Source organism: Pseudomonas sp. Sample_16 (assembly GCF_004307665.1).
Classification (GTDB): domain Bacteria; phylum Pseudomonadota; class Gammaproteobacteria; order Pseudomonadales; family Pseudomonadaceae; genus Aquipseudomonas.
In genome coordinates this window covers 17,965-37,237 of the sequence record NZ_RCOB01000148.1, presented here as the reverse complement: position 1 = coordinate 37,237, position 19,273 = coordinate 17,965, and the positions used below count along the sequence as shown (strand labels likewise).

The following is a 19,273-nucleotide window of genomic DNA, read 5'->3' as shown; positions in this document are numbered from 1 at the left end:
AACCGCTGATCCCGAAGGAGCAGCGGTTTTTGCAGAACTGCCTTAAGCCTTAGTAGCCCAGGTCGAAGTTCTCTTCTTTCATGTCCATCAGGTTGTTGGCACCCGAGAGCATGGTTGCAACGTGAGTGCGGGTACGCGGCAGGATGCGCTGGAAGTAGAAACGCGCGGTCTGCAGCTTGGCGGTGTAGAACGCCTCTTCGGAAGTGCCGGCAGCCAGTTTTTCCGCAGCCAGGCGCGCCATGTCGGCCCAGAAGTAGGCCAGGCAGGCGTAACCGGAGTACATCAGGTAGTCCACGGAGGCCGCGCCGACTTCTTCGCGATCTTTCATGGCAGCCATACCGACCTTCATGGTCAGCTCGCCCCATTCCTTGTTCAGTGCAGCCAGCGGAGCGACGAACTCTTGAACCGCTTCGTTGCCTTCGTTGGTCTGGCAGAACTTGTGGACGATCTTGGTGAAGCCTTTCAGGGCTTCGCCTTGGGTCATCAGCACTTTACGACCCAGCAGGTCGAGGGCCTGGATACCGGTGGTGCCTTCGTACAGCATCGAAATGCGGCTGTCGCGAACGTTCTGCTCCATGCCCCACTCAGCGATGAAACCGTGGCCGCCGTAGATCTGCACGCCGTGGTTGGCCGACTCGAAACCGACTTCGGTCATGAAGGCCTTGGCGATTGGAGTCATGAAGGCCAGCAGTGCGTCGGCTTTCTTCTTCTCTTCTTCGTCCACGCCATACTTGACGATGTCGACCTGTTTGGCCGTGAAGTAAACCATCGCACGGTTGCCTTCGGCGAACGCCTTCATGGTCAACAGCATGCGGCGTACGTCTGGGTGGACGATGATCGGGTCAGCGGCTTTGTCCGGCGCTTTCGGGCCAGTCAGCGAGCGCATTTGCAGACGGTCGCGAGCATATTTCAGACCGCCCTGGAAGCCGATCTCGGCGTGTGCCAGACCTTGCAGCGCAGTGCCCAGGCGTGCGGTGTTCATGAAGGTGAACATGCAGTTCAGGCCTTTGTTCGCCGGGCCGATCAGGTAACCGGTGGCCGCGTCGAAGTTCATCACGCAAGTGGCGTTGCCATGGATGCCCATCTTGTGTTCCAGGGAACCACAGGACACGGCGTTACGCGCACCGATCGAACCGTCTGCGTTCGGCAGGAATTTCGGCACGATGAACAGCGAGATGCCTTTGGTGCCAGCCGGTGCATCCGGCAGACGTGCCAGCACGATGTGGACGATGTTGTCGGCCATGTCGTGTTCGCCGGCCGAGATGAAGATCTTGGTGCCGGAGACTTTGTAGGAACCGTCGGCCTGAGGTTCGGCCTTGGTGCGCAGCATGCCCAGGTCGGTGCCGCAGTGCGGTTCGGTCAGGCACATGGTGCCGGTCCACTCGCCGGAAACCAGTTTGGTCAGGTAGGCATCTTGTTGCTCTGGGGTGCCGTGCTCGGAGATGGTGTTCATCGCACCGTGCGACAGGCCCGGGTACATGCCCCACGACCAGTTGGCCTCGCCAACCATTTCGCTGACAGCCAGACCCAGAGATTCCGGCAGGCCCTGGCCGCCGTGTTCTACGTCATGGGCCAGGCTTGGCCAGCCGCCTTCGACAAATTGCTTGTAGGCCTCTTTGAAGCCAGTCGGGGTCTTAACGCCGGACTCGCTCCAGGTGCAGCCTTCGGTATCACCCACACGGTTCAGCGGAGCCAGTACCTGCTCACAAAACTTGGCGCCTTCTTCGAGAATGGCGTCAACCATGTCCGGAGTTGCGTCCGCGCAAGCCGGAAGGCTCTGATAGTGCGCTTCGTAGCCGAGCAGTTCGTCACGAACGAAGCGAATATCACGCAAGGGGGCCTTGTAGTCAGGCATAGCGATAAACCTCTGCTGATGTAACCGGGAATGAACGACCGTGTTGATTTGTTGTGACGGTCAAACAGTTGTTTGAAACATACGTTTACGCCTAAATCTTGTCAAGCGTCGATCTTTTGCCGTTCGTCATCCGTTAAGGAAATAGCCGGCATACAGGCTGCGCAGCGCCGCCGCTACAGCAGCACGCAGTGAAGGAAAGATTAGTTTAGGGAGAAGGACTTACGCAGAAAAACGCCGCGAAATATCGCGGCGTTGGCAGTGCTGATTCAGCAGGAGATCAGGCGAACGTATCGATCAACGTTCCAAGCACTTCATCGGATGCCTTGGCGACCTTGGCGCCCAGTTCAACCTGAAATTTGCCCTGAGACATCTCGACCATGTTGCTGGCCAGGTCCGATTGCTGACTGCGGTCGACAGAACGCAGGCGATCGACCTGGGCATCCGAGGACTGGCTGGTGACCGCACGTTCGATGGTGTTGTTGGCGATCTGGCCCGCGGCTTGATCGACACGGTTCTGCCCTGTCTGAATAGTGCTCAGACCGGCATAAAAAGCGCTGTTACCTGAGATTTCCATGGGAGAACTCGTCCTTGCAAAGGATTACCAACACACATTGAAGCAGACCTGCGCAGAAAACGCCCGACAAAAACCCTAATGGCACTGTGCCTTGTCATAGGCAAATTCTAGTCCAGCAGGTCCAGTTGGAGATGTTCCGCCACGGCTTCGGCCGTCACCAGCTTGAGCTTGGGCACCCGTCCCAGGCAAGGCGCCGGTATGCGCTCGGCCAGGGTCGCGAGGTTTTCCTCCAGGCGCGAAGTCTTCGGGTCGATGATGTTGGCCACCCAGCCCGCCAGTTGCAAACCGTCCCGGGCAATCGCTTCGGCCGTGAGCAGCGCATGGTTGATGCAGCCCAGGCGCACGCCGACCACCAGGATCACGGGCAGACCCAATGCCATCGCCAGATCCGACAGGTTGTCCTGATCCGCCAATGGCACGCGCCAGCCGCCGGCGCCTTCGATCAAGGTGAAGTCGGCCTGCATATCGAGAATCTGCCGCATCGGCGTCGCCAGCGATTGCACGGTCAGCGCGATGCCCGCCTCGCGGGCGGCCAGGTGCGGGGCAATGGCCGGTTCCAGCGCCACCGGATTGACCTGGGGATAAGTCAACGGCAGCGAACATTCTGCCAACAATGCCAGCGCATCGGCGTTACGCAGCCCCTTGGGCGTCACGGTACAACCGGAGGCCACCGGTTTACCGGCTGCGGTGCTCAGGCCGGCAGTTCGAGCGGCATGCAACAGACCTGCGGCCACCGTGGTTTTGCCGACATCGGTGTCGGTACCGGTGATGAAATAGGCTGCGCTCATAAGGGTTTCTCCAAAACGGCGTACACCACTTGATAAGTCGCCGGCAGGCCCTCGGCCTGACGAAACTGCTCATAAGCCTCGACCAGCCCCAGTATCCGCGCCCGTCCCGTCAAACCGCCAGGGCGCCCTGGGTTGAGGTTGTGCGCGCCCAGGGCCTTGAGTTCATGGGTCAGGCTGCGCACGTCCGGGTAATGCAATACATGCGCTCGGGTTTCCAGCGTGAGCGGCTGCAAGCCGCTGGCCGCACACAGCTGTTGATAAACAGCGAATTCGCGGAAGCGGTTGACATGCACCATGCCATCGACCTGACGCCAGCTGTCGCGTAACTCGTACAACGTACCCACGCACAGACTAGCAAATGCGAAAACACCGCCCGGCTTCAGTACGCGGTAAGCCTCGCTGAGTACCGAGGTGAAGTCCGCACACCACTGCACGGCCAGGCTGGAAAAGATCAGATCGCAAGTGGCATCGCGCAATGGCAGGCGCTCGGCGTCGCCCGCGATGAAATGCGCAGCACCGCCCAAGGGCCGGGCGTGATTGAGCATGCCCTCGGCGATGTCCAGCGCCACCCCGTGACCGAGCGGGAAGCGTTCGCCCAATGCACGACTGAAATGCCCGGTGCCACAGCCAAGGTCCAGCCATCGCTGCGCAGTGAACGACGCCGGTAACCGGCCCAGCAATTGATTGCCGACATCTCGCTGCAACTCGGCCACGCTGTCGTAGCTCGCCGCGGCGCGGGAAAAAGAAGCCGCAACCTGGCGTTTGTCGGGCAAGCCGCCGGGCAGGTTGGGAAGGGATAAATCAGTCATCGCCGGACTCATGCAAAAAGGCCTGGATCGCCCCCGCCACACCGTGGGGGTCTTCCAGAAGAAACGCGTGGCCGGCCTGTTCAATCAGACCGATTTCGATATCCGGGGTTAACGCGAACAACTCGCCTGCCGCCTCAGCGGGAACCAGACCATCAAGGCCAGCAAACAGATGCAGCTGCGGGCCGCGAAAGGCCTGCAAGGCGTGGCGGGTATCGAGCTGCGCAAGCACGTCCAGACCGCTCAGCAACACCGAGGCCGCCGTATGTGGCGCGCCGCCGAGCAGCAGCCGCGACAAACCGCGCGGGTCTTCGGCACCTTGGGCGCAAAGCAGCGAAAAGCGTTTCAATGTCGTGCGCGGGTCCGCCCTGCAACCTGCCAGAAACGCATCGAAGGTTTCACCGGGCATCGCGCTCGGCCATTGGTCATGGGCGACAAAACAAGGGTTGCTCGCCAGCGTCAGCAGACCACAACAACGATCACCACGACGCGCCGCCAATTCGGAGGCGAGCATGCCTCCCAGGGACCAGCCGCCAAGCCAGGCATCCTGGGGCAACATCGAGTCGAGTTCATCGAGCCATTCTTCAAGGTCGCTGGATACCAGCTCCGGCAGTGGCTCGATTTCCACCCGCAGATGTTCATCCAGGCCTTGCAAGGCGGCCGCCAGCGGCTCCAGCGGCGAAACGCCAAGGCCCCAGCCAGGCAGCAGAATCAGTCGATCACGCATGGCTTGGCTCCGGTCCCAGTTGTTCGAAACAATCGGCCAGTCCTTCTAACAATAGCTGCACTTGCGACTCGCTATGGGCGGCGCTCAGGGTCACACGCAAACGGGCGCTGCCGGCGGGCACGGTCGGTGGACGAATGGCGGTCACCATCAGCCCGCGCTCGCGCAACATCTGCGACAAACGCACCGCCCTGGCGGCGTCGCCGATCATGATCGGCTGGATCGGTGTGAAACTGTCCATCAGCTGCAGGCCAATCTGCTCGGCGCCTTGACGGAACTGGCGGATCAGCGCTTGCAGATGCTCACGGCGCCAATGTTCGCTGCGCAACAGTTCAAGACTTTTGAGTGTGGCGCAGGCCAGTGCGGGCGGCTGGCTGGTGGTGTAAATGTAGGGGCGGGCAAACTGAATCAGGCTTTCGATCAGCTCTTCACTGCCGGCGACAAATGCCCCCGCCGTGCCGAATGCCTTGCCGAGGGTGCCGACCAGTACCGGCACTTCTTCCATGCTCAGGCCGAAATGCTCGACGATGCCGCCGCCATTGGCGCCTAGCGGACCGAAACCATGCGCATCATCGACCATCAACCATGCGCCCTTGGCCTTGGCTTGCCGGGCCAGCGCGGGCAGGTCGGCGATGTCGCCGTCCATGCTGAACACGCCATCGGTGACCACCAGGGTATTGCCGCTGGCTTTCTCAAGCCGAGTAGCCAGGCTCGCGGCATCGTTATGCAAGTAGCGGCTGAACCGCGCGCCCGACAACAGTCCCGCGTCCAGTAATGAAGCATGGTTGAGTCGGTCTTCCAGCACCGTGTCCCCCTGCCCCACCAGCGCGGTCACCGCGCCAAGGTTGGCCATGTAACCAGTGGTGAACAGCAATGCGCGCGGGCGGCCGGTCAGATCGGCGAGTGCTTCTTCCAGCGCGTGATGCGGTCCACTGTGGCCGATGACCAGGTGCGATGCTCCGCCGCCGACGCCCCATTTCAAGGCGCCGGCGCGCCAGGCTTCGATCACTTGCGGGTGATTGGCCAGACCCAGGTAATCGTTGTTACAGAACGCCAGCAGCGGCTGGCCATCGACCACCACTTGCGGGCCTTGCGGGCTTTCGAGCAGCGGACGCTGGCGATAGAGGTTTTCGGCACGACGGGCAGCCAGGCGTGCGGCGAGATCGAAAGACATGCAGGCCTCGGACAATCAAAGCACCAATATTAGGGTGAACACAGACCCTGTGGGAGCGGGCTTGCCCGCGATAGCGATCTTCCAGTCGACATCCTTTTTGAATGTGACTGCGCGATCGCGGGCAAGCCCGCTCCCACAGGGTTCAGCATTCCAGCCAATCAAAATTGCGAAGCGCTTAAACCGCCGCGTTATAGAACTGCTCGCTGCTCTTCTGCTCCACCAATGCCTGTTCGATCGCCGCCTGATGCACTTCGTCAGCGTGCTCTTCGCGGGCTTCCGGCAGGATGCCCAGACGCGAGAACAGCTGCATGTCTTTGTCGGCCTGCGGGTTGGCGGTGGTCAGCAGTTTTTCACCGTAGAAAATCGAGTTGGCGCCGGCGAAGAACGCCAGGGCCTGCATCTGCTCGTTCATCGCTTCGCGGCCGGCGGACAGGCGCACGTGGGATTGCGGCATCAGGATCCGCGCAACCGCGAGCATACGGATGAAGTCGAACGGGTCGATGTCCTCGGCGTTTTCCAGTGGTGTACCGGCGACTTTCACCAGCATGTTGATCGGCACCGATTCCGGATGCTCCGGCAGGTTGGCCAACTGGATCAGCAGGTTGGCGCGATCATCGAGGGACTCGCCCATGCCGAGGATGCCGCCCGAGCAGATCTTCATCCCTGAATCACGCACGTAGGCCAGGGTTTGCAGGCGCTCGCTGTAGGTGCGGGTGGTGATGATGCTGCCGTAGAACTCGGGGGATGTATCGAGGTTGTGGTTGTAGTAATCCAGACCGGCCTTGGCCAGCGCTTCGGTCTGCTCCTGATCGAGGCGACCCAGGGTCATGCAGGTTTCCAGACCCAGCGCTTTCACGCCTTCCACCATTTTCAATACGTAAGGCATGTCTTTGGCCGATGGATGTTTCCACGCGGCGCCCATGCAGAAGCGGGTCGAGCCGATGGCTTTGGCGCGGGCGGCCTCTTCGAGGACCTTCTGCACTTCCATCAGTTTTTCTTTTTCCAGGCCGGTGTTGTAGTGACCAGACTGTGGACAATATTTGCAATCTTCTGGGCAGGCACCGGTCTTGATCGACAACAGGGTCGACACCTGGACGCGATTGGCGTCGAAATGCGCGCGGTGCACCGTCTGCGCCTGGAACAGCAGGTCATTGAAGGGTTGAACGAAGAGTGCTTTGACTTCGGCCAAAGTCCAGTCATGACGCAGGGTTGCAGTGGTGCTGGCGCTCATGGGCGTTTCCTTTGTTTTATGCTGGGCAAGCGACTGGGGACGGAATACCCACAGGCGTAACACGGATGTTCGGCATATTTAAGGAAGAGCAATGCGCTGTCAACCACGCTACGAAAGACAGGTTTACATCTGGTTAAAAAATAAACAAATTTGTTTGTTGTGTGATGAATTGGCCGATGGGGCCGCGCCCATCTGCATGGCCTGCGAAACCGAGTTACCTTGGCTCGGCGATCACTGCCTGAGTTGCGCACTGCCGTTGCCCGCGGCCGGCCTGACGTGCGGCCAATGCCTGAAACAGCCACCGGCCTTCGAAAAGGTCATTGCTCCCTGGACCTACAGTTTTCCAGTAGACAGCCTGATTACCCGTTTCAAGCACAGCGCCAAGTGGCCGTTTGGCCACTTGCTCGCCGAACTGCTCACCCAGGCGCTGCAACATCGTTTCGCCGATGATCTGCCGGTTCCCGATGCATTGGTTCCGGTGCCACTGGCGCCCAAACGCTTGCGCCAACGCGGGTTCAATCAGGCGGCAATGCTGGCTCGCTGGTTGAGCGTTCACCTCGGCTTGCCTTCCGATGAGCAGCTGCTATCAAGGCCTCAAGACACCAGTGCCCAACAGAATTTGAACGCGGTGGCGCGCAAGATGAACTTGCGCCACGCTTTCGTTCTGACGCCCGGCGGGTCGGTGAAGGGTCGTCACCTAGCGCTGGTGGACGATGTGCTGACAACCGGCGCCACTGCGCAAGCATTGGCTCGTCTGCTGATGGACGCCGGTGCCGCACGGGTCGATGTCTATTGCCTGGCCCGCACGCCCAAACCGGGGGACGCTCCTTGACTTGACTCGTACGTCCTTAGCAGCCAACGTCCTTTCCATCGTCACAACCCAAAGCGTCTGCCATGTCCTTGCCCAGTTTGTTGTCCCAGCACATTGTCCGCCGTCCGCAGCGCATCGCCCTGCTGCAACACATCGCTGAACAGGGTTCGATCACCCGTGCCGCAAAAAGCGCGGGGCTGAGCTACAAGGCAGCCTGGGATGCCATCGATGAGCTGAACAACCTCGCGCAAAAACCGTTGGTGGAGCGCAGTGTCGGTGGCAAGGGCGGTGGCGGCGCCAAACTGTCCAGCGAGGGCGAGCGGGTATTGCGCCTGTATCAGAAATTGCAGGCGTTACAGGCTCAGGTGCTGGAAGCCGCTGAAGACGCCAGCGACCTGGACCTGCTCGGTCGCCTGATGTTGCGCACCAGTGCGCGCAACCAACTGCATGGTACGGTCGCCGCAATCGAGCCTCAGGGGCGAAACGACCTGATTCGCCTGGCAATGGCTGAACACCTGGTCATCGAAGCACAAATCACCCACGACAGTACCGAACGACTGGAGCTGCAAATCGGTACCGAAGTCGTCGCGTTGATCAAGGCCGGTTGGCTTGATCTGATGGCGATCGACTCTGGCGAAACGCCAGGCAACAATTGCTTGAACGGCATTATCGACAAGATCCTGGATGCAGACGACGGCCCCAGCGAAGTACGTATCTCCCTGCCCAACGGCTTGACCCTGTGTGCCTTGGCCGAACCCGGGCATTTGCAGTCCCAGGGACTTGGCAGCGGCAAGCCCGTGCGCGTCGAGTTTTCACCGTCCCGGGTTCTGCTGGGCACTCCTTTGTAAACGCGCTGCAACAAAACCTTCATCACTGATCACTAAGGTGACTGCAAAAACCGCAGGGAGCCTGATGTGAGCCTATTAGAAGACAACCAACCCACCGACCTCGAACAAATGGTCGGCCTCAGCCGTCGCGGATTCATCAGCGCGGGTGCCTTGTGCGGCGCCGCCATGTTCCTCGGTGGTAACTTGTTGAGCCGCAGCGTGCTGGCCGCCAGTGTCAGCGCCGGCAACAGCAAGCTGCTGGGGTTCGAGAGCATTCCCGCCGCCACCGCCGACAGCATCAGCCTGCCGCCAGGCTACAAATCTTCGGTGTTGATCAGTTGGGGCCAGCCCCTGCACAAAAACGGTCCGGCATTCGATCCGAGCGGCAATGGCAGCGCCGAGCAGCAGGAAGTCCAGTTCGGCGACAACAACGACGGCATGAGCCTGTTCGCCTTTCCCGGGGACGAGCATCGCGCGCTGATGGCGATCAACAACGAATACACCAACTATCGCTACCTTTACCCCCAGGGCGGCATGCCGCAATCGGCGCAAGACGTGCGCAAAGCCCTGGCTTGCGAAGGCGTGTCGGTGATTGAAGTGCAACGCAAGGACGGCCACTGGCAATTCGTTCAGGATTCGCGTTACAACCGACGCATCCATGGCAATTCACCGATCAGGCTGAGCGGCCCTGCCGCCGGACATGACTTGCTGAAAACCAGTGCCGATCCGCAGGGTAAAACCGTCCTCGGAACGTTCCAGAATTGCGCCAACGGCCAGACACCGTGGGGCACTTACCTGACCTGCGAAGAGAACTTCACCGATTGCTTCGGCAGCACCAATGCCGAACAGAAATTCGACGCCGCGCAGAAACGCTATGGCGCGGTGGTCTCCAGCAAAGAGATCAACTGGCATCAACACGATTCGCGTTTCGACCTGGCGAAAAATCCCAACGAACTCAACCGACATGGCTGGGTGGTCGAGATTGATCCGTTCGACCCGCAATCGACCCCGGTCAAGCGCACCGCGCTGGGGCGCTTCAAACACGAAAACGCCGCCCTCACACAAACCCGTGACGGGCATGCGGTGGTTTACATGGGCGACGATGAGCGCGGCGAATTCATCTACAAATTCGTCAGCCGCGACAAAATCAACCTCCAGAATCCCAAGGCCAACCGCGACCTGCTCGATCACGGCACCTTGTACGTGGCACGGTTCGACGCCGGTGACGGCAATGCCGATCATCCCAAAGGCCAGGGTGAATGGATCGAGTTGACCCACGGCAAGAACGGCATCGATGCCGACAGTGGTTTTGCCGATCAAGCCGAGGTGTTGATCAATGTGCGTCTGGCGGCAAGCGTCGTGAAAGCCACGCGCATGGACCGCCCGGAATGGATCGTGGTCAGTCCCAAGGATGGCCAGGTCTACTGCACGCTGACCAACAACGCCAAACGCGGTGAAGACGGGCAACCGGTGGGCGGACCAAACCCGCGGGAGAAAAACGTCTACGGGCAAATTCTGCGCTGGCGCACCGATCGTGATGATCACGGTTCGAAAACCTTTGCCTGGGATCTTTTTGTGGTGGCCGGCAACCCGCAAGTACACGCGGGAACACCAAAGGGTGGCTCGTCGAACATCACCCAGCAGAACATGTTCAACAGCCCCGACGGTCTGGCGTTCGATGATGCCGGGCGGTTGTGGATTCAAACCGATGGCGATGCCAGCAACGCCGGAGATTTCGCCGGCATGGGCAACAACCAGATGCTCTGCGCCGATCCGGTGAGCGGGGAAATTCGTCGTTTCATGGTCGGACCGATTGGCTGTGAAGTGACGGGGATCAGTTTCTCACCCGATCAAAAAACCCTGTTTGTCGGAATCCAGCATCCGGGTGAAAACGGCGGTTCAACCTTCCCCGAGCATTTGCCCAATGGCAAGCCGCGGTCTTCGGTGATAGCGATCAGCCGGGAAGATGGCGGGATTGTCGGCGCCTGATTTGGATCGTCCGCCACTGATCGTTCCTACACTCTGCGTGGGAATGGCTCAACGGACGCTCCGCGTTCGGCTTTTGGGACGCAGAGCGTCCCTGGCTGCATTCCCACGCAGAGCGTGGGAACGATCCCCCTTGCAGCCCCGTCTGCGCTACCATGCCTGGCCGGACGCAGCAGCCTGCTGCGCGCAGGAGTCAGCATGGCCCACCCGTTTGAAACCCTCACCCCAGACCTCGTGCTCGATGCCGTCGAGAGCATCGGCTTCCTCAGCGACGCGCGCATCCTGGCGCTCAACAGCTACGAGAATCGTGTCTATCAAGTCGGCATCGAAGACTGCGAGCCGCTGATCGCCAAGTTCTATCGTCCGCAGCGCTGGAGCAACGAAGCGATTCTGGAGGAACACCAGTTCACCTTCGAACTTGCCGGGGTTGATGTACCCGTGGTTGCGCCGCTGATCCACAACGGTGAAACGCTGCACGAACACAAAGGCTTTCGCTTCACCCTGTTCCCTCGCCGCGGTGGTCGTGCGCCGGAGCCGGGCAACCTCGATCAGTTGTATCGCCTGGGGCAACTGCTCGGGCGCTTGCATGCAGTGGGTTCGACCAAGCCGTTCGAGCATCGCGAAGCCCTGGCAGTCAAGAACTTCGGCCATGACTCACTGGCAACCTTGCTCGAAGGCAATTTCATCCCGCGCAGTTTGCTCCCGGCCTACGAGTCCGTCGCCCGCGATCTGCTCAAGCGTGTGGAAGATGCCTACAGCAACACACCGCACCAGAACATCCGCATGCACGGCGACTGTCACCCCGGCAACATGATGTGCCGCGACGAAATGTTCCATATCGTCGATCTCGACGACTGTCGCATGGGTCCGGCGGTCCAGGACATCTGGATGATGCTGGCGGGTGATCGGCAGGATTGCCTGGGGCAACTGTCGGAATTGATGGACGGCTACAACGAATTCCACGACTTCGACCCGCGGGAGCTGGCGCTGATCGAACCCTTGCGTGCCCTGCGCCTGATGCACTACAGCGCCTGGCTTGCCCGCCGCTGGGACGACCCGGCCTTTCCGCGCAGTTTTCCGTGGTTCGGCAGCGAACGCTATTGGGGCGATCAGGTGTTGGCGTTGCGTGAGCAGTTGGCGGCGCTCAACGAAGAACCCCTGAAGTTGTTCTAACCCCTGTAGGAGCGAGGCTTGCCCGCGAAGAACGAAAACGCGGTACATCAGGCATACCACGTTAGCGTTCTTCGCGGGCAAGCCTCGCTCCTACACAATCCTCTATACATCTATACAATCCCTTCTTTGTTAGCTGCCTAAGCAAGGACTCTGCATGCAAGCCGCCAACCCGCGTCGCGGGTACATATTGGGCCTGAGTGCCTACATCATCTGGGGACTTTTCCCGCTTTACTTCAAAGCCATCGCCAGCGTTCCCGCCGTGGAGATCATCATCCACCGCGTGCTCTGGTCGGCGCTGTTTGGTGCCTTGCTGCTGATGGTCTGGAAGCACCCGGGCTGGTGGCGTGAGCTGCGTGATAATCCGAAGCGACTGACGATCCTCGCCTTGAGCGGCACATTGATCGCGGCCAACTGGCTGACCTATGTCTGGTCGGTGAATAACGGGCGCATGCTCGAAGCCAGCCTTGGTTACTACATCAATCCGCTGGTGAACGTGCTGCTGGGCATGCTGATCCTCGGCGAGCGGCTGCGCCGCATGCAATGGATTGCGGTGGGGCTGGCGGCCGTGGGCGTAGCGCAACAGGTATGGCAAGTCGGCAGTCTGCCGTGGGTGTCGCTGGTGTTGGCTCTGACCTTCGGTTTCTACGGGCTGATTCGCAAGCAGGCACCCGTGAAGGCCCTGCCCGGGCTGGTGGTGGAAACCTGGATGCTGGTGCCGATCGCCATTGCCTGGTTGTTGCTCAATCCGACCGCCAGCAGTGCTCAGGCCGAATTCTGGACGACCTCCGAGGCCTGGTGGTTGGTGGCGGCAGGTCCGGTGACGCTGGTACCGCTGGTGTGTTTCAACGCCGCCGCGCGGCATTTGCCCTACACCACACTGGGCTTCCTCCAGTACCTGGCGCCGACGTTGGTGTTGTTGCAGGCGGTACTGCTGTTTGACGAACACTTGTCGTCCAGCACCTTGGTGGCCTTCATGTTTATCTGGGCAGGCCTGGCCGTTTACAGCGTCGATGCGTGGCTCAGTTTGCGTCGCCGCGCCTGATCAAAAAACGTACAAACCTCCACAGGCCACGTATTCCGTGGCCTGCATCGTTCCTTCCCAAGGTTATCCACAGCGTGATCCCCGCCGTTTGTGCGCAAGTCACTGAAACTGCTGGTTTTTTGATCAGATCCTGAAAAGCCCCGGCCGGCGTGGCCTGGCGGGCTGTCTCTACAGGTTATCCACAGGCAGGTGCACGTTAAACTTGGATAACCGGGTCACGGTTCACTGCGCAGCACCAGTTCCACCATCAGATCATCCGCCAGGGTTTCCAGGCGTGATTGCAGCACGTCCAGAGAAAGGGTCAATGGCACCGCCAGAATCGCCTCGGCGTGGAACAACGGCTCGCTGCTCATCGGCGCTGGACGCACTTCCGTCACCAACCTTTCCAGGTTCACCCCCTGCTCGCTCAACAACCGGGTGATGTCTCGCACGATACCGGGGCGATCATTGCCCACCAATTCCATGGCAATCGGCTTCCAGGTGCAGGACTGTTCGATGCCGCTTTCGGCGATCAACACGCGAATGCCCTGAGCGGACAATGCCTGTAGGGCATCGACTAATGCGTCGTAGGCTTCTGCCGGCACGCCCACCCGAAGAATCCCGGCGAATTGCCCGGCCATGCGCGACATGCGGCTTTCCAGCCAGTTGCCGCCCTGCTCGGCAATGCATTGGGCAATGCGCTCGACCTGCCCTGGCTTGTCCGGTGCAAAAACGGTGAGTACGAGGTGGTCCATGGCGCAGCCCTCTGGTCATGACTCTTGTTATAGAAAACCAAGTATAGGCAAGGGGCTGGAATCGGCTTGGCTGTGGCGAGGGAGCTTGCTCCCGCTCGACTGCGAAGCAGTCGTAAATACGTTTGGGCTTGCTTCGCAAGCCAGCGGGAGCAAGCTCCCTCGCCACGGGAAACATAGCTCCATAGCCGCAAACCAAAGATTATGTGTACAACTTTTTATATTTAACTGGAACAATCTCATGGTTTTTTGAGAACATCCCGATCCCCGACGTGACTGCAATGCGTCATGGGGTCGCAGAACGACGTAATTAGTCTAATTTTCACAAGCGCAATTGATCATGTAGTATGCCGCAGCGCGCACTACATAACGTTGGATCGATGTCTGCCACAGCCGCAGCCACATCCCTGAAAGCCCCGTCAGCAAGGCCCTCAAGCCGTTGATCGGTCACCACCCAGCCGTCAGAAATGGCATGTACTGGTCGCAGGGTTTGTGGTTTAAATGGCCAGAGGCTTCATTGTTAAATTGAAGAGCTGAAAAGCGAAATAGCTGAGCAGAGTGAGGCAAGCAATGACTGAACACGTTCAAGTCGGTGGCCTGCAGGTCGCCAAAGTCCTGTTCGACTTCGTGAACAACGAAGCCATTCCCGGTACCGGCCTCACCGCCGATAAGTTCTGGGCCGGTGCAGACAAGGTCATTCATGACCTGGCACCGAAGAACAAAGCCCTACTCGCCAAACGCGATGATTTCCAGGCGCGTATCGACGCCTGGCACCAGGAACGCGCCGGTCAGGCGCACGACGCCGTGGCCTACAAAGCCTTCCTGCAAGACATCGGTTATCTGCTGCCAGAAGCGGCCGATTTCCAGGCAACGACGCAAAACGTCGATGAAGAAATCGCCCGCATGGCCGGTCCACAACTCGTGGTCCCGGTGATGAACGCCCGCTTCGCTCTCAATGCTTCGAACGCCCGCTGGGGTTCGCTGTACGACGCGCTCTACGGCACCGACGCCATCAGCGAAGCTGACGGTGCGGAAAAAGGCAAAGGCTACAACAAGGTTCGTGGCGACAAGGTCATCGCCTTCGCCCGCGCCTTCCTCGACGAAGCGGCGCCACTGGCAGCCGGTTCCCACGTCGATTCCACCGCCTATAAAATCGTCGACGGCAAACTGGTCGTCGCGCTCAAGGGCGGCAGCAACAGTGGCCTGCGCAACGATGCGCAACTGATCGGTTTCCAGGGCGATGCTTCGGCACCGACCGCGATCCTGCTGAAAAACAACGGCCTGCATTTCGAAATCCAGGTCGACGCCAGCACTCCGGTTGGCCAGACCGATGCCGCCGGCGTCAAAGACATCCTGATGGAAGCCGCGCTGACCACCATCATGGACTGCGAAGACTCGGTTGCCGCCGTTGATGCCGATGACAAAGTGGTGATCTACCGCAACTGGCTCGGCTTGATGAAAGGCGACCTGTCGGAAGAAGTCGCCAAGGGTGGCAAGACGTTTACCCGCACCATGAACCCCGACCGCACCTACACCGGTGTCGACGGTAACGCGGTGAACCTGCACGGTCGCTCGTTGTTGTTCGTGCGCAACGTGGGTCACCTGATGACCATCGATGCGATCCTCGACAAAGATGGCAATGAAGTGCCGGAAGGTATTCTCGATGGCCTGGTGACCTGCCTGGCAGCGATGCACAACCTGAACGGCAACACCACGCGCAAGAACACCCGCACCGGCTCCATCTACATTGTGAAGCCGAAGATGCACGGCCCTGAAGAAGCGGCGTTCACCAACGAACTGTTCGGCCGCATCGAAGACGTGCTGGGCCTGGCGCGCAATACCCTCAAGGTCGGGATCATGGACGAGGAACGCCGTACCACGGTCAACCTCAAGGCTTGCATCAAGGCTGCCAGCGAGCGCGTGGTGTTCATCAACACCGGTTTCCTCGACCGCACGGGCGACGAAATCCACACCTCCATGGAAGCCGGCCCGATGGTGCGCAAGGCCGACATGAAGGCGGAAAAATGGATCGGTGCCTACGAGAACTCCAACGTCGATATCGGTTTGAGCACCGGCCTGCAGGGTCGCGCACAGATCGGTAAAGGCATGTGGGCAATGCCTGACCTGATGGCAGCGATGCTCGAACAGAAAATCGCTCACCCACTGGCCGGCGCCAACACGGCCTGGGTCCCGTCGCCAACTGCCGCTGCCCTGCACGCGCTGCACTACCACAAGGTTGACGTGTTCGCCCGTCAGGCCGAACTGGCCAAGCGTGCTCACGCGTCGGTGGACGACATTCTGACCATCCCGCTGGCAGTGAATCCGCAGTGGACCGCCGAGCAAATCAAGAACGAACTGGACAACAACAGCCAGGGCATTCTCGGTTACGTCGTGCGCTGGATCGACCAGGGCGTTGGCTGTTCGAAAGTGCCGGACATCAACGATGTCGGCCTGATGGAAGACCGTGCCACGCTGCGTATTTCGAGCCAGCACATCGCCAACTGGCTGCGTCACGGCATCGTCACCGAAGAGCAAGTGATGGAAAGCCTCAAGCGCATGGCGCCGGTGGTTGACCGTCAGAACGCTGGTGATGCGCTGTACCGTCCATTGGCACCAGACTTCGACAGCAACATCGCCTTCCAGGCGGCGGTCGAGTTGGTGATCGAAGGCACCAGGCAGCCGAACGGCTACACCGAGCCGGTCCTGCACCGTCGTCGTCGCGAGTTCAAGGCTGCCAACGGCCTGTAACGAACGTTTACGCCGGACAAGAAAAGCCCTGATCTCTCGATCAGGGCTTTTTTTTGGGCATCACGGGCGCTGCCTTCACGGACAAGCCTCGCTCCTACAGGTCTTGCACGAAGCGCGGCTTGCCCGCGAAGACGATCGAACAAGCCAAACCCATCATCGGTCAGGGCTCCATCCCCAACTCATGCTTGACCAGCCCCAGCAATTTGCCGGTATCGATGGGCTTGAGCAAAAAATCCACCACGCTCAAATGCATGGCGGCGATGGCGTCTTTCACGTCGGCATCACCGGACACAATGATGATCGGCATCGCCGCCCGTACCGATTCACGGACCTGGCGGATCAGATCGAGGCCATCGACATTGCCCATCCGCAAATCGGTGATGATCAAACCAATCGCGGGTTTCTCTTCCAGCATTTTCAATGCTGTTTCGCCGCTCGCCGCGGTCAGGCAACGAATCCCGTCCAACCCGAGGATCTCTGACAGCAGCTCCCGGGCATCTTTATCGTCATCGACGATCAACACCCGTTGCGGCGGCAAGTCAGGTTCCTGCATGACTGCACTCAGCGCTTCACGCTCGGCGTCACTCAAAATATCGTGGTCGGACATGGCGTTCTCTACATGTTCAATTCATTTCCCTAGCACAGTGGTGAGACATCGCTAAGCAGACCTTCAATGTGCACTTCGTCGGAATATTTTCCAATAGGGGTTAGGTAAGGTTTTTCTCACATTTAGGTAGGGTTTTTCAGACGCTGCCTCACGTTTACGTCCTACCTAGACTTACGTCCAATGGGCACCCCGCTCGCAGGGGTCGACCATGGGTGAGTCATCCGACAACAACAACTCCAAAAAAGACTGCGGTAATGGTTATGAGTAAAGCGGACGCCTTCACACAGGCAGGGAAAACCGCGGTGTTGCAGAACATCCAGGGCACTCTGCAATTTCTTCAGCGATTCCCGCCTTTCAACCAGATGGAACACGCCCACCTGGCGTACCTGGTTGAACAATGTCAGCTGCGTTTTTATGCCCCCGGCGAAAGCATCATCAAGCCTGCCGAGGGCCCGGTTGAACATTTCTATATCGTCAAACAGGGCCGGGTCGTAGGCGAGCGCCCCCATTCGGCCAAGGGCGGTACCGAAACCACTTTCGAGATCACCACCGGCGAGTGTTTTCCCCTGGCGGCATTGCTGGGAGAGCGTGCGACGCGCACTGAACATCTGGCAGCCGAAGACACCTTTTGCCTACAGCTGAACAAACTCGCATTTATCAAGCTCTTCGCCATTTCCGGCACATTCCGTGACTTTGCCCTACGCGGCGTGAGCAGCCTGCTGGATCAGGTCAATCAGCAGGTCCAGCAGAAAGCCGTGGAAACCCTTGGCACGCAGTATTCGCTCAATACCCGTTTGGGTGAATTGGCCATGCGCCATCCGGTCATGTGCAGTCCGGCGACGCCCCTGCGCGAGGCCGTGACCCTGATGCACGAGCAGCAGGTGGGCAGCATTGTGGTGGTTGATGAACAGCAAGCGCCGCTGGGGATTTTCACCCTGCGCGACCTGCGGCACGTGGTGGCCAATGCTGCCTGTGATTTTGCCGAAGCCATCGAACGCCACATGACACCCTCGCCGTTTTACCTCACACCGGACCACAGCGCGTTCGACGCCGCGATCGCCATGACCGAGCGGCATATCGCCCATGTCTGCCTGGTCAAGGACCAACGCCTGTGTGGCGTGGTGTCCGAGCGCGATCTGTTTTCACTGCAGCGGGTCGACCTGGTGCACCTGGCGCGGACCATCCGCAACGCTCCGCGGGTGGAAAATCTGGTGGCCATGCGCGGCGAGATCGGCCAATTGGTCGAGCGCATGCTGGCCCACGGTGCGTCCTCGACCCAGATCACCCACATCATCACCCTGCTCAACGATCACACCGTGTGCCGGGTGATTGAACTGACCCTCGCCGAGAAAGGTGATCCGGGCGTCGCGTTCAGTTGGTTGTGTTTCGGCAGCGAAGGCCGTCGCGAGCAAACGCTGCACACCGATCAGGACAACGGCATTCTGTTCGAAGCCCGCGACGCAGCCCATGCTGCCGAAATCCGCGGCAAGTTGCTGCCCATCGCCCATCAGATCAACCAAAGCCTGGCGTTGTGCGGCTTCACCCTGTGCAAGGGCAACATCATGGCCGGTAACCCCGAGCTGTGCTTGTCCCGTGTCGAGTGGGCGCGTCGCTTCGCCGCGTTCATCCGCGAGGCCACGCCGGAAAACCTGCTGGGTTCGAGTATCTATTTCGATCTGCGTGTGGTCTGGGGCAACGAGCAAGGTTGTGAGCAGTTGCGCCGCGGGATTCTCGACCAGGTCGCCGACAACCGCTTGTTCCAGCGCATGCTGGCCGAAAACGCGCTGCGCAATCGCCCGCCTGTAGGGCGTTTCCGCGAGTTTGTACTGGCCCGAAAGAATGGCGAGAAAGCCACACTGGACTTGAAGATTCAGGGCCTGACGCCCTTCGTCGACGGGGCGCGACTGCTTGCCCTGGCCCATGGCATCGAAACCAACAACACCCTGGAGCGTTTTCGCCAACTGGTGGACAAAGAGATCATCGAGCCCCTGGACGGCGCGGCGTACGAAGAGGCCTATCACTTCATTCAGCAAACCCGCATGCAGCAACATCAGCTACAGACCCGGGAGAACCTGCCTTACTCCAACCGCGTCGATCCGGACAGTCTGAATCATCTGGACCGGCGGATCCTGCGTGAGTCCTTGCGTCAGGCGCAACGCCTGCAAAGCAGTCTGGCCTTGCGGTACCAATTATGAG

Annotated in this window: 16 protein-coding genes; 7 read left to right on the top strand and 9 right to left on the bottom strand. The window is 59.9% G+C overall.

Going from position 1 to position 19,273, the window contains the following annotated elements:
• Nucleotides 1-49: 49 nt before the first annotated feature.
• From D8U69_RS19920 to bioB, 7 genes are all read right to left on the bottom strand, one after another.
• Nucleotides 50-1,855, bottom strand: a complete 1,806-nt coding sequence (locus D8U69_RS19920; protein WP_130907966.1) for a phenylacyl-CoA dehydrogenase — start codon at nt 1,853-1,855, stop codon at nt 50-52.
• A 277-nt stretch (nt 1,856-2,132) separates the two neighbouring features.
• Entirely contained in the window at nt 2,133-2,429 is a 297-nt protein-coding gene (locus D8U69_RS19915; RefSeq protein WP_056853569.1) for a hypothetical protein, read from the bottom strand.
• Between the two features lie 107 nt (nt 2,430-2,536).
• A complete protein-coding gene (gene bioD, locus D8U69_RS19910) occupies nt 2,537-3,217 on the bottom strand; it encodes a dethiobiotin synthase (RefSeq protein WP_130907965.1) in 681 nt (226 codons plus the stop codon).
• Nucleotides 3,214-4,026, bottom strand: coding sequence for a malonyl-ACP O-methyltransferase BioC (bioC, locus tag D8U69_RS19905; RefSeq protein ID WP_130907964.1), 813 nt, complete (start codon nt 4,024-4,026; stop codon nt 3,214-3,216). Before bioC ends, bioD begins: the two co-directional genes overlap by 4 nt.
• Nucleotides 4,019-4,750, bottom strand: a complete 732-nt coding sequence (locus D8U69_RS19900; protein ID WP_130907963.1) for an alpha/beta fold hydrolase — start codon at nt 4,748-4,750, stop codon at nt 4,019-4,021. Before D8U69_RS19900 ends, bioC begins: the two co-directional genes overlap by 8 nt.
• Nucleotides 4,743-5,921 carry an 8-amino-7-oxononanoate synthase gene (gene bioF / locus D8U69_RS19895; RefSeq protein WP_130907962.1) on the bottom strand — a complete coding sequence of 393 codons (1,179 nt, stop codon included), beginning with the start codon at nt 5,919-5,921 and terminating at the stop codon, nt 4,743-4,745. The genes D8U69_RS19900 and bioF overlap by 8 nt, the downstream gene beginning before the upstream one ends.
• A 175-nt stretch (nt 5,922-6,096) precedes the next feature.
• On the bottom strand, nt 6,097-7,152 hold the full coding sequence (gene bioB / locus D8U69_RS19885; protein ID WP_056853574.1) for a biotin synthase BioB: 1,056 nt from the start codon (nt 7,150-7,152) through the stop codon (nt 6,097-6,099).
• Nucleotides 7,153-7,243: 91 nt separating this feature from the next.
• Here bioB and D8U69_RS19880 point away from each other — a divergent pair, with 91 nt between their 5' ends.
• The 5 genes from D8U69_RS19880 to rarD all read left to right on the top strand — a co-directional run bounded on the left by D8U69_RS19880 (nt 7,244) and on the right by rarD (nt 12,991).
• Nucleotides 7,244-7,984, top strand: a complete 741-nt coding sequence (locus tag D8U69_RS19880; protein WP_130907961.1) for a ComF family protein — start codon at nt 7,244-7,246, stop codon at nt 7,982-7,984.
• Nucleotides 7,985-8,046: 62 nt separating this feature from the next.
• Nucleotides 8,047-8,811 carry a TOBE domain-containing protein gene (locus D8U69_RS19875; RefSeq protein WP_130907960.1) on the top strand — a complete coding sequence of 255 codons (765 nt, stop codon included), beginning with the start codon at nt 8,047-8,049 and terminating at the stop codon, nt 8,809-8,811.
• A gap of 66 nt (nt 8,812-8,877) precedes the next feature.
• Nucleotides 8,878-10,779: a PhoX family phosphatase gene (locus D8U69_RS19870; protein WP_130907959.1), complete on the top strand. Its 1,902-nt coding sequence runs from the start codon at nt 8,878-8,880 to the stop codon at nt 10,777-10,779.
• Nucleotides 10,780-10,974: 195 nt separating this feature from the next.
• Nucleotides 10,975-11,949: a serine/threonine protein kinase gene (locus D8U69_RS19865; RefSeq protein WP_056853578.1), complete on the top strand. Its 975-nt coding sequence runs from the start codon at nt 10,975-10,977 to the stop codon at nt 11,947-11,949.
• 154 nt (nt 11,950-12,103) lie between these two features.
• Nucleotides 12,104-12,991 carry an EamA family transporter RarD gene (gene rarD / locus D8U69_RS19860; RefSeq protein WP_130905986.1) on the top strand — a complete coding sequence of 296 codons (888 nt, stop codon included), beginning with the start codon at nt 12,104-12,106 and terminating at the stop codon, nt 12,989-12,991.
• A 215-nt stretch (nt 12,992-13,206) separates the two neighbouring features.
• Here the strand turns inward: rarD and D8U69_RS19855 are convergent, their stop codons facing one another.
• Nucleotides 13,207-13,725: a glycine cleavage system protein R gene (locus D8U69_RS19855; RefSeq protein WP_056853580.1), complete on the bottom strand. Its 519-nt coding sequence runs from the start codon at nt 13,723-13,725 to the stop codon at nt 13,207-13,209.
• Between the two features lie 567 nt (nt 13,726-14,292).
• Between D8U69_RS19855 and D8U69_RS19845 the strand changes: the two genes are divergently transcribed.
• On the top strand, nt 14,293-16,470 hold the full coding sequence (locus D8U69_RS19845) for a malate synthase G (protein WP_056853581.1): 2,178 nt from the start codon (nt 14,293-14,295) through the stop codon (nt 16,468-16,470).
• Between the two features lie 160 nt (nt 16,471-16,630).
• Here D8U69_RS19845 and D8U69_RS19840 read toward each other — a convergent pair whose 3' ends face one another.
• Nucleotides 16,631-17,077 carry a response regulator gene (locus D8U69_RS19840; RefSeq protein ID WP_056853869.1) on the bottom strand — a complete coding sequence of 149 codons (447 nt, stop codon included), beginning with the start codon at nt 17,075-17,077 and terminating at the stop codon, nt 16,631-16,633.
• A 254-nt stretch (nt 17,078-17,331) separates the two neighbouring features.
• Here D8U69_RS19840 and D8U69_RS19835 point away from each other — a divergent pair, with 254 nt between their 5' ends.
• Nucleotides 17,332-19,272 (top strand): putative nucleotidyltransferase substrate binding domain-containing protein, encoded by a 1,941-nt coding sequence (locus D8U69_RS19835; RefSeq protein ID WP_177434586.1) that lies wholly within the window; start codon nt 17,332-17,334, stop codon nt 19,270-19,272.
• Nucleotide 19,273 lies beyond the last annotated feature (1 nt).

Excerpts from the sequence above, each read along its gene's own strand:
- D8U69_RS19920 (WP_130907966.1), bottom strand. The coding sequence starts at position 1,855 with ATGCCTGACTACAAGGCCCCCTTGCGTGATATTCGCTTCGTTCGTGAC.
- D8U69_RS19915 (WP_056853569.1), bottom strand. The coding sequence starts at position 2,429 with ATGGAAATCTCAGGTAACAGCGCTTTTTATGCCGGTCTGAGCACTATT.
- bioD (WP_130907965.1), bottom strand. The coding sequence starts at position 3,217 with ATGAGCGCAGCCTATTTCATCACCGGTACCGACACCGATGTCGGCAAA.
- bioC (WP_130907964.1), bottom strand. The coding sequence starts at position 4,026 with ATGACTGATTTATCCCTTCCCAACCTGCCCGGCGGCTTGCCCGACAAA.
- D8U69_RS19900 (WP_130907963.1), bottom strand. The coding sequence starts at position 4,750 with ATGCGTGATCGACTGATTCTGCTGCCTGGCTGGGGCCTTGGCGTTTCG.
- bioF (WP_130907962.1), bottom strand. The coding sequence starts at position 5,921 with ATGTCTTTCGATCTCGCCGCACGCCTGGCTGCCCGTCGTGCCGAAAAC.
- bioB (WP_056853574.1), bottom strand. The coding sequence starts at position 7,152 with ATGAGCGCCAGCACCACTGCAACCCTGCGTCATGACTGGACTTTGGCC.
- D8U69_RS19880 (WP_130907961.1), top strand. The coding sequence starts at position 7,244 with ATGCGCTGTCAACCACGCTACGAAAGACAGGTTTACATCTGGTTAAAA.
- D8U69_RS19875 (WP_130907960.1), top strand. The coding sequence starts at position 8,047 with ATGTCCTTGCCCAGTTTGTTGTCCCAGCACATTGTCCGCCGTCCGCAG.
- D8U69_RS19865 (WP_056853578.1), top strand. The coding sequence starts at position 10,975 with ATGGCCCACCCGTTTGAAACCCTCACCCCAGACCTCGTGCTCGATGCC.
- rarD (WP_130905986.1), top strand. The coding sequence starts at position 12,104 with ATGCAAGCCGCCAACCCGCGTCGCGGGTACATATTGGGCCTGAGTGCC.
- D8U69_RS19855 (WP_056853580.1), bottom strand. The coding sequence starts at position 13,725 with ATGGACCACCTCGTACTCACCGTTTTTGCACCGGACAAGCCAGGGCAG.
- D8U69_RS19845 (WP_056853581.1), top strand. The coding sequence starts at position 14,293 with ATGACTGAACACGTTCAAGTCGGTGGCCTGCAGGTCGCCAAAGTCCTG.
- D8U69_RS19840 (WP_056853869.1), bottom strand. The coding sequence starts at position 17,077 with ATGTCCGACCACGATATTTTGAGTGACGCCGAGCGTGAAGCGCTGAGT.
- D8U69_RS19835 (WP_177434586.1), top strand. The coding sequence starts at position 17,332 with ATGGTTATGAGTAAAGCGGACGCCTTCACACAGGCAGGGAAAACCGCG.